This is a genomic window from Aquimarina celericrescens, assembly GCF_042682765.1.
Taxonomy (GTDB): Bacteria; Bacteroidota; Bacteroidia; order Flavobacteriales; family Flavobacteriaceae; genus Aquimarina; species Aquimarina celericrescens.
In genome coordinates this window covers 57,708-73,746 of sequence record NZ_JBHUHY010000016.1, presented here as the reverse complement: position 1 = coordinate 73,746, position 16,039 = coordinate 57,708, and the positions used below count along the sequence as shown (strand labels likewise).

Below are 16,039 nucleotides of genomic sequence, written 5' to 3'. Positions count from 1 at the left end.
TTTTAATTTTTAATCTCTAGAGGGATACCTGAGATCATTAGTATGGCTTTATCGGCATGTTTTGCAATATGCTGATTCATCCAACCTTGTAGTTCAGTAAATTTTCTGCCTACTTCGGTAGTGGCATGAACACCCATGCCTATTTCATTAGAAATGATAATAATAGTAGCTTCTCGCTTGAGAAGCTTAGTAAACTCGTCTTTTGCCAGCGCTAACGATTTTTCAATATCATTTTTGGTATCTACAAAATAGTTCGTGAGCCAAAGTGTTACACAATCTATGACCACAACACTTCCATCCTTAATGACTTTAGACAACTCTTTTTCTTCTTCGATAACGGTCCATCGTTGATCTCGATCAGCAATATGTCTCTCTATTCGTTTACGATGATTTTCATCCCAAATGCGAGATGTTGCAAGATAAAAAGGAGTGCTGGATAGTTCTAAAGCAAGGTTTTGAGCATAATTGCTTTTTCCAGAACGTTCTCCACCTGTAATATAATAAAGCATGACAGAGCTAGTTTTAAAGATGCCAAAGTTAATCGAATAGATTATATATGGGTTACTATAATATCAGATTCGTAAAAATATAATACATTCGCACTGAATTTTGGTTCTGAGACTCTAACCGTAGAGTTAAAGATTAAAAGGGAATCAGGTGATCTGTAAAAAAATGAAATTTCTAATTTCTGTTTTTATAACATTCCTGGGCTGTTCCCGCAACTGTAAGCTGTACCGAATCGCTATTGATATGTGAAAATATCAGTCCGTATTAGGTGCTCATTGTTAATTCTTTTGAAACCACTGTCTTCATATTATTTGGGATGGGAAGGTAAACAATGAGACGCGAGCCAGGAGACCTGCCTTTATTCGATAAAGTCAAACTTTCGGGATAAAGGTTTGGGTATGGGTAAACTACATACTTTTTTCCGGTAATTGTAAACAATTAAGTAATTAAAATGAACAAAGAAATGTTTTTTGGGGCAGCATTTTTGTTGCTGGGATACTCTGTTGTCTCTGGACAAGACACCCAGAAGAAAGAGAAAGTAAATGAATTAGAGGAAGTCGTTATTTCTGATTCTAAATTTAATTTAAAACGAGAACAAAGTGGTAAGGTAATCACCAAAATTAGCGAGACAGAGTTAGAACGTAGCCAGGGGCAGTCTGTTGCCACAGTTTTAAATCGTATTGCCGGTATCGAAATTAATGGGAATACGAGTGCTCCCGGTCAAACCCTTGGCTATTTTATTAGAGGAGGAAGAAACCGCCAGGTAGTCATAAGGATAGATGGTATCACAGTTAGTGATCCTTCAACCATAACAGGCGAATTCGACTTAAGATTATTATCCACGAACCAAATAAAAGAAATAGAAATCCTTAAAGGAGCTTCAAGTACATTATATGGATCAGGAGCTTCTACCGCGGTCATAAATATTACTACAAAGTCTGAAAGCAAAGAAAAGGTCTCAGCAAATTTTCAATCAAGCCTTGGGACTAATCAATCACAGGATAATCAGGATTATGATGTTAACGAGTTCGTCAATTTAGCTTCTGTGAGTGGAACTTTAGGTAAAATATCATACCTAACTAGCTTTAGCAATCAATTTTCTGATGGATTATCAGCTGCAGAGAAATTACCTGATGATTCTTCAGAAACCGTTTTTGAGGATGATGCGTATTCAAAATTTAATATTAATACTAAATTAGGATATCAAGTGAATGAAAAAATGAAACTTCAATTTTTTGGAAATCTGGATCAATTTAAGAACGAATTTGATGCAGGAGCAGGAGAGGATGGCAATAATGATGCTTTTAGTAGACAACTTAGAGGTGGAGCTTCGGTAACTTACGAGTATACCAATGGTAGTGTTGTTTTTACTAACAGCTATTCTTTGTTAGAAACAGAATTTTTGTCAAATACTTTTGCTTCCAAAAATAAAAGTAGATTTTATTCTTATGATTTTTACAATAAATATAGTTTTAATGACAAAATATTCACTGTTGTAGGAATAAACGGATCTAATAATGATTATGAAGGATTTAGTGCCGGGGCAAGAGGACAAGAATTTTTTAGAACCATTGATGATGATACGGCCGATTTTGATATTGTAGACCCCTATGCTAATATAGTATATGCTTCAGGTTTTGGTTTGAATCTAAATTTGGGAGCAAGACTCAATATACACAGTGAGTATGGAACTAATATCGTATATAGTATAAACCCTTCTTATACGTATAAATTTGGCGAGAATTACATCAAGGGGCTAGCTTCATATTCTACGGCATACATTACTCCTTCACTTTTTCAATTGTTTGCAGAAGGTTTTGGAAATCGGAAATTAGACCCCGAAGAGAATACTACTATAGAAGGGGGAATTGAATTTTCTTTAGTGAAAAAATTGCGAGTGAGTGCCGTATATTTTGTCCGTAATGAAGAAAATTTTGTTGATTTTGTAGATACAGGAAATTTTGTGTTTCAATATCAAAATATAAAAGAAGACTTTAGCACAAGCGGATTAGAATTTGAAATCAACTCTCGAGTATTGGACGATAAATTGTCTTTGGCTGCTAACTTTACGTATACCAATGTAGATGAAGACCTAGCCCAAATTAGGATTCCTGAAATTAAAATTAATGCCACTGTTGGATACCAGATAACCGATAAAACATTTTCGTCATTAAGCTATCAATTTAATGATGATAGAGAGGATAGTTTTTTTAATAATACAACATTCGAATCAGAATCTAAAACTTTGGATTCTTATAGTTTGCTGGACTTGTATATCAGCCATCAGCTCATGAGAAATTTAAAGATTTTTGGAGCATTGAATAATATCGCCAACGATGATTATCAAGAGATCTTTGGTTTTAGTAGCAGAGGTAGGAATGCTAGGATAGGGTTTAATTTGGAGTTTTAAACTCAAGTAGCAATAACAAAGAACTCCCAAACATTTTTTGGGAGTTCTTTGTGATTTATATGTTCGGGCTAAACGATTTATTTTAGAGTTAAACCTTTTAATGGCCGGTCTAAGTACATTTTTTGATATGATCTCCTATTCATTTTACTTTCTCCAACCATTTCAAATTTCATAAATCCTTCTTTACTTCTAACAGCGGGTATCGAATTATTCACAATGTACTCTAATGCTGCATTTAAAAATGGCTCAGAAGTTTCTCCAATAACTCCTAGGTTTTGAAAATCTTCATCAAATGGAACTAGCGGAGTAAACCCTGTTATGTAGTCTGTATTGCCATCTTTATTTGATACTTTGCTAACTAACGGTTGAAGTGCATACGTATGATTTTGATTTACACCCTCTCTACCTAAGTCTTCAGAATCATAAAGCGTTCTGGAAGCTTGATACTTCCCCCTTGTCTGAGCTCCGATATGAATTACATCTATATAAGAAGTAAGACCGTTAATAACTAACTCACTTGCCGACGCACTGCTTCTTGTCGCAAGAACATAAAGTTTTTGAAGTCCCAAAGAATTAATAGGTTCTTCAATATTGTTCTCAAAATCAACTATTACATTGTCCAAAAATCTGTCATTTAAAAATGAATCGGCATTAGATTGGTTGTTTACGATAGCTTGAACATCAGGATTATAAATGCTCTTTGCAAAAACTTCACCTGTATAACCGCCTGTAATCATACTCGCAAGTGCAGTAGCAGTATATACAGAACCACCTCCATTATAACGCAAATCAAGAATTAAATGAGAAATTTGATCATTTTTAAATGCGGCAAATGCATCATTAAGTTCTTTGTTGAAACCAAAGGTAAAACTGTTATAAAGCATGTATCCTACTTTTTCACCTTTATATTCTATAGTTTTCGACATGAATATGGGATTCTCAGTATATTCAGTTTTATTGAGCGTAAGTGTTTTTGCCGGAACGAGCGTATTATTTTCTATGGTATTAAAGCCTATGTCGTAACCATCTGTATTGAAAAGAAAATCTACGTAATTAGAAACCGTCAATTGAGTACCATTAATGGTTGTAAATATATCTCCTCTGATTACACCTTTGGCTTCCGCATCTGTCCCTGGTAATACATAGGTGACAAAACCAAATAAATCATTAGAATCACCTATTCGCCCTAGTTGAAACTCCATTCCATTGCTTTTACTTACTCCACTAAACTCTTGCTCCAAAGCAATGTAATCATTAACTACAAAACTAAATTGATCCTCTGGTAAACCTTGCAATGTTCTTTTGGTTAGCAATGCATCAAATAGATTTTCTGGAGCATCATAAGAATTTAAAAACCTTCTATAGGTATCAACATTATCTAATTTACTATCTTGAAGATCAGTGACATCAGGCTTGTATAAATACCAAAAATTCATAGCTTTCCAGACAAAATCATCGATTTCTTCATCGGGATTGTTTATCGTAACTGGTGTAGATCCGGGATCAGGAATTTGTATATCATCATCACTCGAGCATGCAACGATAAACAGAAATGAAAGTAACAGTATTCCTAACTTTAATATTTCCTTCTTCATAAAATTTGTTAAAATTTGTTAATTTTTTTCGCTAAAGTACAGATTTTTTTACGAAACTGAAAAATGTCCATATTTTCAATAAAGCAAAGAGTATTCTAATTTTTATGGATATACATTCTTTCATAATTTGGTAAATGCATCTTGCTACTTCCTATATTTTTCAAACTTTGTGTGTTATATTGAGCAAAACTACGAACACCAGAAATATGATCTAAAGCAGCTTTCAAAAGAGGTTCATCTGTATTTCCAAGAATTCCAAGGTTAGAAAAATCCTCTTCAACTAGTATCTCAGGGGCAAATCCGTTGAAATAATCAGTCACTCCGGCAGAATTAATAGATTTTAGGACCAAAGGCTGCATGGCATAGGTGTGTCCTGCAACTTCAGCTCCTTGTCTTGCATAATTTTCGGTATCATATAAGGTAATCGAAGCCTGAAATTTTCCTCGCGTAGTATCACCTACTTTTATGGTCTGTATATATGGGTTCAATCCATTAATCACAAGTTCACTTGCTGATGCAGAGCTTCCTGTTGTTAAAATATAAACGCGAGATAAATTAAGACTATTAACAGCGGCCCCTGTTCGAATCTGATTATCAAAAAGGTTGGTACTACCAAACTCTTCCTGGCGGTCAGCATTCCATTCTTCTGTTGTAAATACCTGTCCGTTAAATTGTCCCGTGATCATACTTGACAGGTCAATAGCACTGGTAACAGATCCACCCCCATTATATCTTAAATCCAAAACCAAATCAGTCACATTTTCTGATTGAAATTGTGCAAAAGCGGCATTAAGTTCTTCATCAAAATCAGCAGTAAAAGAATTGTACATTAGATACCCCACTGAATTACCACCAATATCGAAGGTCTTTACTATAAAAACTGGATTTTCTTTATATTGTACTTTAGTAAGTGAAATAGAAGTGCCGGTTGGAGTTACTTGGGTGCCATCAAAAGTTGCCAAACCAATAGTATAACTATCCGGTGCCAGTAGCTCGCTAAAATTCTGGTCGGTAATCTGGGTGCCGTCTATACTGTTAAAAATATCTCCTCGTTTTATTCCTTTTGCTTCAGCATCAGTCCCCGGTAAAATATAACGTACATACCCAAATACATTAGTTGGGTTATCTGGATAACGTACCAAACCAAACTCCATTCCATTGTTTCTTGTTATACCATCAAAAGCTTGTTCTAAGGCAACATAATCATCCACCAGAAAACTAAACTGATCTACATTAGATTGCAAATCATCAAAAATAGCTTCGGGAGAAGGATATCCTCTTAAGAAATCGGTATATTCCTGATCAGAAGAGAAACGATCATCTGCCAGATCGGCTACATCGGCTTTGTATAGATAAAAGACATTCATACCTTTCCAGATAAAATCATTAATATCTAGCGTAGTAGCAATCTGTGGTACATCATCATTATCATCAAAACATGCGGTTAATAGACTTCCAGATATCATCAACAGCAAGAAATGCTTCCAAAATTTCATATGATCTTTTTTATATGTAAGGCTTTAAATGTAATTACTTTATTATAATTTTAAAAAAGAATGTAACAAATTATAGGTATAGTCGTCTCCCTTATATAAAGCTGACAAGGTTTTATGCAACCAACCAAGAAAGAAATGAAAGAAAGAGCATTTATAACGCTTACCAATGGGTTTAAAGACAAACTGTTTAGGTTGGCAAAGCGCTTGTTGATAAGTAATGAGGAGGCAGAAGATGCTACTCAAGAGGTTTTACTTAAGCTTTGGAAGAATAAAACCAAAATGACTGAGTATAAGAATGTAGAAGCTTTTGCGATGACAATGACCAAAAATTATTGTTATGACAAGCTTAAAGCAAAAGAAACAGGAAATTTAAAGATCGTACATAGTAATTATAAAGATGAACGACCTTCATTACAAAGACAAGTAGAAGCAAAGGACAGTCTGGATTGGGTAGGTAAAATCATGAATGATCTGCCAGAGCAACAACGTATGATTATTCAACTTAGGGATATAGAACAATATGACAATGCAGAAATTGCAGACATGTTAGGGATTAACGAAGTTGCTGTAAGAGTTGCATTATCAAGAGGAAGAAAAAAAATTAGAGAAGAATTATTAAAAAAGCATAATTATGGAGTTGTCTAACATAGAAAAATTACTTGAAAAGTATTTCGAAGGCGAAACGACCATTTCTGAAGAAAAAAAGTTAAAGGTTTATTTTACCAGAGAAACTGTGCCGTCACATCTTGAGAGATACAAAGATCTGTTTCAGTATTTTTCTAAAGAAAGCAACATTACTGCTACCAAGGATCTAAAATTGAAGACAAGTAAAACATTCAGATATTCCTGGATTGGTCTTGCAGCATCAGTAGCGTTGATTGCCGGTATATTTTTAACAAAAACTACACCGTCTGACCCTGTTGATACTTACGAAGATCCCGAAATAGCATTACAAGAGACCAAAAAAATCCTCAATATGGTTTCGCAATATATGAATGAGGGAAAACAAGGGTTAGTGTACCTTAATGAATTTGAAAACACTAAAAATAAGTTTATAAAGTGAAAATTAATTAACGCTGATTATAGCGAGACTTAAAATTATGTAATTATGAAAAAGTTAGCAATTGTATTACTACTGGCTGTTTTACCATATGTGTCTAATGCGCAAAGTTATTTTGATAAATATGAAAACATGAATGATGTTACCTCTATGGTCATCACTAATAAAATGTTTAAGCTATTAAGCAAAATGGATTTTGAAAGTACTGATGCAGAAACACAAGAATATCTTAATCTGGTAGAAAATATTAATAATATAAAAGTATTTGTTACCGAAGATAAAGATGTGGCTCAAAAAATGAAAGGAGATGTTGATCAATATCTGAAAAAGTCATCTCTAGATGAATTAATGCGAATAAAAAGTGATGATGGTGAGAATATTAAGTTTTATGTAAAACCGGGAAAAGATGAGGATCATGTACAAGAGTTATTTATGTACCTGGTAGGGAATGATTCTAATGAAGGAAAACCTGAAACGGTAATACTTACTATAACAGGTAATATAGATTTAAAGCAAGTATCAAAACTGGCAAATGATCTTAATATCCCGGGAGGAAAAGAACTTAAAAACGTAAAGAAAAGAAATTAGTACCCACTTCAGGCGGGCAAGCATTTTATATTATAAAGAATCAAACTTCTTTTGGCCTGGAGGATTAAAAGGAGTTTGGTTTAAACATCAATCAAAAACAATAAAACAATCCTGAAATATTCGGGATCAAAAAATCAATCAAAAATGAAAAATATAGTTAAAATCTTAGGTTTGGCAAGTGTATTGCTTTTTATGAGTTGTAACAATGATGCATCATTACAACAATATTTTGTTGATCATCAGGGCGATGTGGATTTCATAGCAGTAGATGTGCCTTCGAGTCTTTTGGACAAAGAAACGGTAGCACTAAATGCTGAGGAGAAAGAGGCACTAGAAAGTATTAAAAAAGTAAATTTTCTTGCCTTACCATTAAGCGAAAAAAATAAAGTACGTTATAAAAAGGAAAGTGCTGATATTAATAAAATTTTAAGCTCTGATAAGTATGAAACATTAATGAAATTTGGATCTAACGGAACCAATGCGGTGTTGAAATATACAGGCGATGATGATGATATCGATGAAGTTATTGTTTTTGCAACAGACGATAAGAAAGGCTTAGCATTAATACGTGTATTAGGTGATAATATGAGACCCGAGAAAATGGCTAAACTGGCAAGATCGGTAGAAAAAGGTAAAATTGACTTGGAAGCTTTTAAAAAAATAGGTGAAACTATAGATATAGATTAATCACGGTTGTATAAAATAAAAAAGCGCTGATAGAAATATCTGCGCTTTTTTAATATTATAGATTCTGTATTCTATATCCCCGTATAATTAGATGGAGTAATCTGTTTCAATTCAGTTTTGATAGCTTCAGAAATCTCCAGGGTTTCAATAAAGTTAGCAATACTTTTCTGGTTAATTGTCGAATTCGTTCTGGTGAGGCCTTTAAGCGCTTCATACGGATTTGGATATCCTTCTCTACGTAAAATTGTTTGAATAGCTTCGGCTACTACTGCCCAGTTATTCTCGAGATCTTCAGCAAACTTATCTTCATTCAATAAGAGTTTATTTAGACCCTTCAATGTAGCTTGAAAAGCAATCAGAGTATGCCCAAAAGGAACTCCAATATTTCTAAGAACCGTACTATCAGTAAGATCTCGTTGTAATCTACTTACGGGTAATTTTGCAGACAGATGTTCAAACAAAGCATTTGCTATACCAAGGTTACCTTCACTATTCTCAAAATCTATAGGGTTTACTTTGTGAGGCATGGCAGAAGATCCAACTTCTCCTTTTTTGATTTTCTGTTTAAAATAATCCATCGATACATAAGTCCAAACATCACGGTCAAGATCAAGTAAAATGGTATTGATACGTTTTAAACCGTCAAAAAGCGCCGCCATATGGTCATAATGTTCTATCTGCGTCGTTGGAAACGAATGATGTAACCCCAGTATTGATTGTACAAAATGAGTTCCGAAGGCTTTCCAGTCAATATTTGGGTAAGCGACTTGATGTGCGTTATAGTTTCCGGTGGCACCGCCAAATTTTGCTGCACTTGGGATATCTTTAAGCTGATCAAATTGTGCTTCGAGCCTGATAACATATACCTGAAATTCTTTTCCCAATCGGGTAGGTGAGGCAGGTTGGCCATGAGTTCGAGCTAACATGGATACCTCTGCCCAATCTTTAACCAAAGACTTAAGTTTTTCTAAAAGCTCAGTATAATGTGGTATGTAGACATCGCTTATTGCTTCTTTAATACTTAAAGGTATTGCGGTATTATTGATATCCTGAGAGGTAAGTCCAAAATGGATGAACTCCTTATATTCTTGCAGGCCAAGCTGATCAAATTTTTCTTTTATGAAGTATTCTACTGCTTTGACATCGTGGTTGGTTACCTTTTCTATGTCTTTAATCGCCAGGGCGTCCTCACTCGAAAAGTCAGTATAAATTTTCCTAAGTTTATCAAATAAAGATGGATCAACATTTTGCAATTGTGGTAGCGGAATCTCACATAAAGCAATAAAATACTCGATTTCTACTAATACGCGGTACTTGATTAAGGCTTCTTCGCTAAAATATAAGCTTAGCGATTGAGTTTTTGAGGCGTAACGACCATCAATAGGAGAGATAGCTTTCAAAGGAAATAATGACATGATTTTCTTTTTTTGAAGCTGCAAAGATAGGGGATAAGTTTTTATTAATGATTTTTTAGAGTTTCAAAGTTTTAGGGTTTAAAAAACCTGGGGACATATCTTTGATTTACCGCGTTTCTAACGCTATTCAGTATGTAGTTAACAACTCATACCTCAGACCTCACCACAAATACTAGCCAAGTTTTTTCAATATCATTCTGGATCTGGCCTTATACGCCGCACTTCCCATATTATAGTTGTTTTCAAGAATGATTTTGAGTTCTGGGTGAACCCAGTCAAATTCGGTGCCCAGCAAATAGAGTGTAGTCATAGAATATGCCTGTGGAGCGACTTTTTGATCGGTAATAAGCCAGTCAAAGCAGATTTCGGTAATTTTTTCACGATGTGTTTGGGTTAGATACTTGTTCACTTCGTTAGATTTCTTCTGATAATAGGCAATAATTAGACATTCAAAAATTTTTGCCATAGGTCGTACCGAAGGGTGCTGATATACCTTTGAGGTAATACCGATAATTTGATCAAGATACGGGAGTATAGCCGTAAGATTCTTCTTGCACAAGTACTCAAGTGCCCATGATGCCTTGCAAGAAATCTCATCATCTACTTTTTCACAAATACTTAACAACTCTGGTAACGATTGTGGATTGTCAAGAATAAGATTTGCAAAATAATTTCTTTTTTCACGAGAATGATCGACAGTATTTAAAATATCTACTAAAGCTGACATCTGCACTTCATGTATGGTTGTATTGCATATAAAAATAATCGAAAAAGAAAGAATTCTAGCAATACCAGTAGATATTTCAACAATGATTTACGTAAAGTATAGGTATTCAATCCGTCTTCTTTTAGCATTGCAAATGGCATTTTATTGATAATAATTACTTGTTAAAACCGTTATCTCTTCTGTAACAGGTTATTATAATCGTCTTTAATCACTTTAACTAAATAACACACGTCATGCTTACTAAGATTAAAAACATTTTCATTGTTCTAATATTGGTCTTAATCATCACCCAGTTTTTGAGACCTGAAAAAAATGAAGCTAGTTATGATAGTATTGCTAGTTTTGAAGAAGCCACCAGCTTACCGGCTGAAGTTAAAACCGTACTGCAAAACAATTGTTACGATTGCCATAGTAATATAACCCGATATCCCTGGTTTATGGAGGTTAGTCCCATAACACATTATATGGCCTATCAAATTGAAGAGGGTAAAGAGCATTTTAATGTATCTACCTGGGATACCTATACTGATAAGCAAAAGGATCGAAAGTTGGCAGAATTAATCGAAGAAATAGAGTACAAAAAGATGCCATTGAAACCCTACACCTGGATGCATGGTGAGTTATCTGGAGCAGATGGCAAAAAACTGATTGCCTGGGCTAAGGAGACCCGGGAAAAGGTAAAAACCCGTAAGTCTGATTCTTTGAATACTCAAAAAATCGATTCGACTGTAATAGATAGTACAATAAGCAAAGTATCACTTGTTTATTAATTCTTTCACAACTCTGGGAACACCCACTGTTGCCTTTTCGGCTATAATAGTAAGATGTTGGGTTGGTGAAATAGCAGGATTCGGATCAATAAAATAGATAGGAATCTGTCGCCTGGTATATTGCAATAGGCCAGCTGCGGGATATACCTGCATCGAGGTTCCTATAACCAGTAGGATATCGGCTTGTTCTGTAATATTAATTGCCATGTCCATCATGGGTACCATTTCTCCAAACCATACAATATGGGGGCGTAATTGCGAATTATGTTCACAAAAGTCACCAAGATTAAGATCTTGCTTCCAATCTAATATAAGATTTTCATCAAACTGACTACGTACCTTTAAAAGTTCCCCGTGCAAATGAATTACAGATGAGCTGCCAGCTCTTTCGTGCAGGTCATCAATATTTTGAGTCACAATGGTTACATCGTATTTCTCTTCTAATGTTACAAGAGAAAAATGTCCTTCATTTGGAGACACTGTTAATAATTGCCGACGTCTTTCGTTGTAAAAGTCAATTACCATTTGTGGATTGTTTTTCCATCCCATAGGGGAGGCGACCTCGGTTACATCGTGTCCTTCCCACAGTCCATCGGCATCTCTAAAAGTTTTGATACCACTTTCTGCACTTATACCTGCTCCTGTAAGTACGACGATTTTTTTCATAGAGATAAAGCTCTTTGCAATTTGTTTTAAAGCTATTTAAAATAGTTGAATTGTATACGCCAAAGCGGGATAGATTTTTTATAATTCTTACCTAATTTTTATAATTTTTAGCCGTTTTAAGAATTTTTAACATTTTTTAACAGGGCTACATACTTAAAAATGGAGGAATGCGTTCTAGATTGGCGATAGCTCTTATATCGATGAATAGCGCAAGTTTACCGATGAAGTGTAAATCGTAATCGTTTGATTTGAAGATAGTTCCGTAGTATTATTACGGTATTACCGTATTTATAAAAGCATTAAAAAACCTATCTTGTAAGTAGAATTTTACAATGTTTAAGTGCCAACACTAACTAATTAATCGATACCCTATGAAATATCCTTACGTAATTATTGATCATGACCCGAAAAATGCAGATGCTATTCAAATTGCATTAGAAGGTCAAACGGACTATATCTGCACGGGAATTGCAAAAGATGAGCAAACGGCATTGGATTTAATTTTAGAAAGGAAGCCCCGATTAGTTTTTTTAGAACCAGAAGTCCCTGGAGTACATTGTGCGAAAACACAGTATACTTTAATTACAGAATTGGCAAAATACATGTCCAGGTTACCAGAGTTTGTAGTGATTACAAAAACTGCAGAATATGCTATAGAGGGAATACGCAACAGGATACTGGATTACATTTTAAAACCAATGGGTAAAAGTCAGATTTTACGAACATTAATGCGGTTTGAGAAAGATTTTAACGAGGTAGCAGATAACACACTTTGTTTTAAATCTTATGGCGATTATCGCTTTGTGGATGTCGAAGAAGTACTCTACTTAAAAGCAGATAACAACACTACCGATTTTATTATGAGCAATGGTAATAAAGTAGAAGCTTTTAAGACCCTCAAACATTTTCAAAATTTATTGCCAGACCATTTTGTGCGAATTCACAATAGTTACATTATCAATACGCATTATGTCTCGAGGATCCATTTTGGCAAGGCCAAATGTGCTATTAAAAATACCAACGATATGATTCCTTTTTCAAAATCGTACAAGAATACTGTAGAAGAGATTAAAGATAATCTGGCCAAAAAAAGCCTGATCCATATTTAGTATTACAAAACATTTTTTAGATAGTAACCGATAGATCGTATGATTTATCGGTTTTTTTGTTGAGTAAACTTGTTGATTCATACAAGTGAAAATCGTACGCTAATTCCTACAAGAAAAATCCCCTATTTTGAAATCCATCTAAGTACCCGTATAAACGGTCTATTTACCCCTAAAAAAGGTCAATTCACTAAAGAGACCTTTATTTATTGGGCGCGCGCGAGGTTTAGACCTACATTTGTAGTGTACAAAAGGAGAAATAGTCAATTTATAATCCACTTTTTTCCTACAAAATCGTAAGCGCAACGATTACCCAAAGTAAGAAAAATGAATATATTAATTTACCCCACAAAGATCTTTATTGGTCTTTGAATGAAAACAAAAAAACTAAGAGAACATATGAAAACAATTAAGACTTTATTTACAGTATTATTTTTAAGTACATTTTTTATCGCGTGTGAAGCGGATTCAGTAAATGAAGAGGTTGGAATTGAGTTCGTTGATGAATCGGGATCTGAAGAGGAGCTTCCATCATCAATACCTCCTGTAAAAGTATAATATAATAAGAATTAGAAACAAATTTATAAAATAATATTCTAAAACATATATAGGTATGAAGACTATAAAAATTATATTCGCAGTATTACTCATGAGTAGCATGTTTTTGGCGTGTGAAAAAGACAACGTCAATGATGAATTAGGAGTTGAGTTTGTTGATGAATTCGGATCTGAAGAGGAGCTTCCATCATCAATACCTCCTAGGGGAAATGGAACTTGAAAAAAAGTAATTTACCCACAAAAGAATATCAGCCTTATTAATTTTGTAATAAGGCTTTTTTCTTTTAAATAAATTTTTTAAATTCTTTTTAAAATGTTTAAACTTAATGAGCCGTTATATTATATACATATTGTCAATTATACTTCTAATTAATTTGTCATGTTCTAATACTAATAAAAAGCCAGCTGTTAGTAAAGAAGAAGATAAAACAAAGATGATAAACAACTATATAGAAAAAGCCAAGGATGATCTACTTTCCGAAGAACAAAGAATTTCTAATTTAAATAATGCTTTGTTTTGGTCTATTAAGCTGCCTGAAAATAGAGAAAAAAGAGTGATTTTATTAGAGATTGGATATCTATATTATGGTTTAAAGAAATATGATAAGTTTAAGAAAACTAATGATTTAACACTTCTTCTTTCAAAGAAAACCAAGGATTCTTTTGGTATTGCAAAATCTTATAGTAACATAGGATCATATTATGAAACTCAAAGTTCAAAAGATAGTGCATTCTATAACTACATAAATGCTGATAAGATTTATAGTAAAATGAATAAGAAATACCCAGATGACCATGGTATACCTTTATTTAATATGGCGATTATCCAGCGGAGTTTTAAAGACTATGTAGGTAGTGAAGCTAATATGATTAATGCTATTGAACAGTTTAAAGAATCAAACAATTTTTTATATTTAAATTTTTGCTACAATTATTTGGGCGTGTTGTCTAAAGACGTAGGAATGTATGAAGAAGCCATTGAAAATTATCAAAATGCGTTGGATTATGCAAAGAAGCTGGAGAGGGGTAAGTATATGGAAATTCAAGCACTTAATAATATTGGAGTGGTTTTTAAGGATCAAAAGTTGTACAATAAAGCTATTGAATATTATGAGCGAGCCATAAATTATGAAGGATTAGCGAAAAAAAATCCTCGATTTCATGCTAGGTTACTTGATAATATTGCTTATGCAAGGTTTTTGTCAGGAGAAACGAAAGGTATATTAGATTCATTTAATATAGCATTAGGTATAAGGGATAGTATAAATGATAAAAGTGGTCTAATCACAAGTAATTTGCATCTAGCTGAGTATTATGATACCATTGGTGTAGATAGTACGGCGAATAAATATGCCTCATATGCAAGGGATGTGGCGCAATCAGTAAATTCTAAAAAAGATTTACTTAAGTCTCTGTTACTACTTAAGGATGTTTCACCAGAAAATGAAGGATTAGTTTATGCCAATCAATACATTGCACTTAATGATAGTTTACAAAATCAAGAGAGATTAAGCAGAGACAAATTCGCACGAATACGATTTGAAACCGATGAAATCGCAGAACAAAACCAACAAATAAGTCGGGAGAATGAAATTTTGATCATTGCGATATTAGGCTTAACCGCTTTGTTTTTATTAGGATATATCATTTTTAGACAGCAGCAAAGTAATAAAGAACTATTGTTTGCCCAGACCCAGCAAGAAGCGAATCAAGAGATCTATCGCTTGCTGCTTAACCAGCAAATTAAATTGGAAGAAGGTCGAAAACTAGAACAGCAACGTATGTCTGAGGAGTTGCATGATGGCGTATTGGGTCGCTTATTTGGAGTGCGATTAAGTCTGGATGGGATCAACCAACGAGCCAACGATGGCTTTACAGAGGCACGTAACAAATACATAGATGAGCTCAAGGATATCGAAAAAGAAATACGCCTTATTTCTCACGACTTGAGTTCTGAGACCTTACCGTCTGATGTAGCCTACATTGATGCGGTAGAAAATTTGATTAGTGACTTATGCGAAGTGAACAATATTAATTTCGAATTTAATAATGACGAAGAGATCGATTGGGAAGTGATCGATGACCAGAAAAAGGTAAATTTATTCAGGATTTTACAAGAATCATTGCAGAATATTTTTAAACATTCAGGTGCAAAAAGCATAAAAATTAATTTCGATTATATAGAAGATAAAATAAATCTTACTATCTTGGATGATGGAATCGGGTTTAACAGTACAAAAGTGAAAAAAGGAATTGGTTTAAAAAATATTACATCAAGAGTTAGTCAGATGAGTGGAGTGGTACAATTTTTAAGTAATAAAAGCACAGGTACCCGGGTATCTGTAAGTGTACCGGTGTAAACGAATATGTAAAACAGTTCTTTATAGATTCAGGATAGGTTATACTATTTTTCTATGATCACAGTTAGATAAGAAGAACGTCCCGTTTTTTTGA

16 protein-coding genes and 1 riboswitch are annotated in these 16,039 nt (G+C 33.9%); of the genes, 10 read left to right on the top strand and 6 right to left on the bottom strand.

Going from position 1 to position 16,039, the window contains the following annotated elements; translation table 11 throughout:
* Window positions 1-2 precede the first annotated feature (2 nt).
* Window positions 3-509: a bifunctional adenosylcobinamide kinase/adenosylcobinamide-phosphate guanylyltransferase gene (locus ACFSJT_RS15395; protein ID WP_378321205.1), complete on the bottom strand. Its 507-nt coding sequence runs from the start codon at window positions 507-509 to the stop codon at window positions 3-5.
* An 84-nt stretch (window positions 510-593) separates the two neighbouring features.
* Window positions 594-881, top strand: a riboswitch (cobalamin riboswitch).
* A gap of 77 nt (window positions 882-958) precedes the next feature.
* Here ACFSJT_RS15395 and ACFSJT_RS15390 point away from each other — a divergent pair.
* Window positions 959-2,917, top strand: a complete 1,959-nt coding sequence (locus ACFSJT_RS15390) for a TonB-dependent receptor plug domain-containing protein (protein ID WP_378321204.1) — start codon at window positions 959-961, stop codon at window positions 2,915-2,917.
* Between the two features lie 77 nt (window positions 2,918-2,994).
* Here ACFSJT_RS15390 and ACFSJT_RS15385 read toward each other — a convergent pair whose 3' ends face one another.
* Window positions 2,995-4,512: a S41 family peptidase gene (locus ACFSJT_RS15385; protein WP_378321203.1), complete on the bottom strand. Its 1,518-nt coding sequence runs from the start codon at window positions 4,510-4,512 to the stop codon at window positions 2,995-2,997.
* Between the two features lie 95 nt (window positions 4,513-4,607).
* Window positions 4,608-6,008, bottom strand: a complete 1,401-nt coding sequence (locus ACFSJT_RS15380) for a S41 family peptidase (protein ID WP_378321202.1) — start codon at window positions 6,006-6,008, stop codon at window positions 4,608-4,610.
* A 135-nt stretch (window positions 6,009-6,143) separates the two neighbouring features.
* Between ACFSJT_RS15380 and ACFSJT_RS15375 the strand changes: the two genes are divergently transcribed.
* From ACFSJT_RS15375 to ACFSJT_RS15360, 4 genes are all read left to right on the top strand, one after another.
* Window positions 6,144-6,653 (top strand): RNA polymerase sigma factor, encoded by a 510-nt coding sequence (locus ACFSJT_RS15375; protein ID WP_378321486.1) that lies wholly within the window; start codon window positions 6,144-6,146, stop codon window positions 6,651-6,653.
* Window positions 6,640-7,071, top strand: coding sequence for a hypothetical protein (locus tag ACFSJT_RS15370; protein ID WP_378321201.1), 432 nt, complete (start codon window positions 6,640-6,642; stop codon window positions 7,069-7,071). Before ACFSJT_RS15375 ends, ACFSJT_RS15370 begins: the two co-directional genes overlap by 14 nt.
* Before the next feature lie 45 nt (window positions 7,072-7,116).
* A complete protein-coding gene (locus ACFSJT_RS15365) occupies window positions 7,117-7,656 on the top strand; it encodes a DUF4252 domain-containing protein (protein ID WP_378321200.1) in 540 nt (179 codons plus the stop codon).
* A 144-nt stretch (window positions 7,657-7,800) separates the two neighbouring features.
* Window positions 7,801-8,343, top strand: a complete 543-nt coding sequence (locus ACFSJT_RS15360) for a DUF4252 domain-containing protein (protein ID WP_378321199.1) — start codon at window positions 7,801-7,803, stop codon at window positions 8,341-8,343.
* Between the two features lie 71 nt (window positions 8,344-8,414).
* Here ACFSJT_RS15360 and purB read toward each other — a convergent pair whose 3' ends face one another.
* Both purB and ACFSJT_RS15350 read right to left on the bottom strand, forming a co-directional pair.
* Window positions 8,415-9,758 carry an adenylosuccinate lyase gene (gene purB, locus ACFSJT_RS15355; RefSeq protein WP_378321198.1) on the bottom strand — a complete coding sequence of 448 codons (1,344 nt, stop codon included), beginning with the start codon at window positions 9,756-9,758 and terminating at the stop codon, window positions 8,415-8,417.
* A gap of 172 nt (window positions 9,759-9,930) precedes the next feature.
* Window positions 9,931-10,485, bottom strand: a complete 555-nt coding sequence (locus ACFSJT_RS15350) for an adenylosuccinate lyase (protein WP_378321197.1) — start codon at window positions 10,483-10,485, stop codon at window positions 9,931-9,933.
* 233 nt (window positions 10,486-10,718) lie between these two features.
* On the opposite strand from ACFSJT_RS15350, the gene ACFSJT_RS15345 reads away from it, so the two are divergent.
* The gene (locus ACFSJT_RS15345) at window positions 10,719-11,255 is read left to right on the top strand and encodes a heme-binding domain-containing protein (RefSeq protein ID WP_378321196.1); all 537 of its coding nucleotides are present in this window, start codon (window positions 10,719-10,721) and stop codon (window positions 11,253-11,255) included.
* On the opposite strand, the gene ACFSJT_RS15340 is transcribed toward ACFSJT_RS15345, so the two are convergent.
* Window positions 11,241-11,921, bottom strand: a complete 681-nt coding sequence (locus ACFSJT_RS15340) for an SIR2 family NAD-dependent protein deacylase (protein WP_378321195.1) — start codon at window positions 11,919-11,921, stop codon at window positions 11,241-11,243. The genes ACFSJT_RS15345 and ACFSJT_RS15340 overlap by 15 nt on opposite strands.
* Before the next feature lie 371 nt (window positions 11,922-12,292).
* Here ACFSJT_RS15340 and ACFSJT_RS15335 point away from each other — a divergent pair, with 371 nt between their 5' ends.
* The 4 genes from ACFSJT_RS15335 to ACFSJT_RS15320 all read left to right on the top strand — a co-directional run bounded on the left by ACFSJT_RS15335 (window position 12,293) and on the right by ACFSJT_RS15320 (window position 15,945).
* Window positions 12,293-13,030, top strand: coding sequence for a LytR/AlgR family response regulator transcription factor (locus tag ACFSJT_RS15335; protein ID WP_378321194.1), 738 nt, complete (start codon window positions 12,293-12,295; stop codon window positions 13,028-13,030).
* Between the two features lie 396 nt (window positions 13,031-13,426).
* A complete protein-coding gene (locus tag ACFSJT_RS15330) occupies window positions 13,427-13,585 on the top strand; it encodes a hypothetical protein (protein ID WP_378321192.1) in 159 nt (52 codons plus the stop codon).
* A 55-nt stretch (window positions 13,586-13,640) separates the two neighbouring features.
* Window positions 13,641-13,805: a hypothetical protein gene (locus ACFSJT_RS15325; protein ID WP_378321191.1), complete on the top strand. Its 165-nt coding sequence runs from the start codon at window positions 13,641-13,643 to the stop codon at window positions 13,803-13,805.
* A 106-nt stretch (window positions 13,806-13,911) separates the two neighbouring features.
* Window positions 13,912-15,945 (top strand): tetratricopeptide repeat-containing sensor histidine kinase, encoded by a 2,034-nt coding sequence (locus ACFSJT_RS15320; RefSeq protein WP_378321190.1) that lies wholly within the window; start codon window positions 13,912-13,914, stop codon window positions 15,943-15,945.
* Window positions 15,946-16,039 lie beyond the last annotated feature (94 nt).

Bases quoted from the DNA above. Each gene is read 5' to 3' on its own strand.
- ACFSJT_RS15395 (WP_378321205.1), bottom strand. From the start codon at position 509: ATGCTTTATTATATTACAGGTGGAGAACGTTCTGGAAAAAGCAATTAT.
- ACFSJT_RS15390 (WP_378321204.1), top strand. From the start codon at position 959: ATGAACAAAGAAATGTTTTTTGGGGCAGCATTTTTGTTGCTGGGATAC.
- ACFSJT_RS15385 (WP_378321203.1), bottom strand. From the start codon at position 4,512: ATGAAGAAGGAAATATTAAAGTTAGGAATACTGTTACTTTCATTTCTG.
- ACFSJT_RS15380 (WP_378321202.1), bottom strand. From the start codon at position 6,008: ATGAAATTTTGGAAGCATTTCTTGCTGTTGATGATATCTGGAAGTCTA.
- ACFSJT_RS15375 (WP_378321486.1), top strand. From the start codon at position 6,144: ATGAAAGAAAGAGCATTTATAACGCTTACCAATGGGTTTAAAGACAAA.
- ACFSJT_RS15370 (WP_378321201.1), top strand. From the start codon at position 6,640: ATGGAGTTGTCTAACATAGAAAAATTACTTGAAAAGTATTTCGAAGGC.
- ACFSJT_RS15365 (WP_378321200.1), top strand. From the start codon at position 7,117: ATGAAAAAGTTAGCAATTGTATTACTACTGGCTGTTTTACCATATGTG.
- ACFSJT_RS15360 (WP_378321199.1), top strand. From the start codon at position 7,801: ATGAAAAATATAGTTAAAATCTTAGGTTTGGCAAGTGTATTGCTTTTT.
- purB (WP_378321198.1), bottom strand. From the start codon at position 9,758: ATGTCATTATTTCCTTTGAAAGCTATCTCTCCTATTGATGGTCGTTAC.
- ACFSJT_RS15350 (WP_378321197.1), bottom strand. From the start codon at position 10,485: ATGTCAGCTTTAGTAGATATTTTAAATACTGTCGATCATTCTCGTGAA.
- ACFSJT_RS15345 (WP_378321196.1), top strand. From the start codon at position 10,719: ATGCTTACTAAGATTAAAAACATTTTCATTGTTCTAATATTGGTCTTA.
- ACFSJT_RS15340 (WP_378321195.1), bottom strand. From the start codon at position 11,921: ATGAAAAAAATCGTCGTACTTACAGGAGCAGGTATAAGTGCAGAAAGT.
- ACFSJT_RS15335 (WP_378321194.1), top strand. From the start codon at position 12,293: ATGAAATATCCTTACGTAATTATTGATCATGACCCGAAAAATGCAGAT.
- ACFSJT_RS15330 (WP_378321192.1), top strand. From the start codon at position 13,427: ATGAAAACAATTAAGACTTTATTTACAGTATTATTTTTAAGTACATTT.
- ACFSJT_RS15325 (WP_378321191.1), top strand. From the start codon at position 13,641: ATGAAGACTATAAAAATTATATTCGCAGTATTACTCATGAGTAGCATG.
- ACFSJT_RS15320 (WP_378321190.1), top strand. From the start codon at position 13,912: ATGAGCCGTTATATTATATACATATTGTCAATTATACTTCTAATTAAT.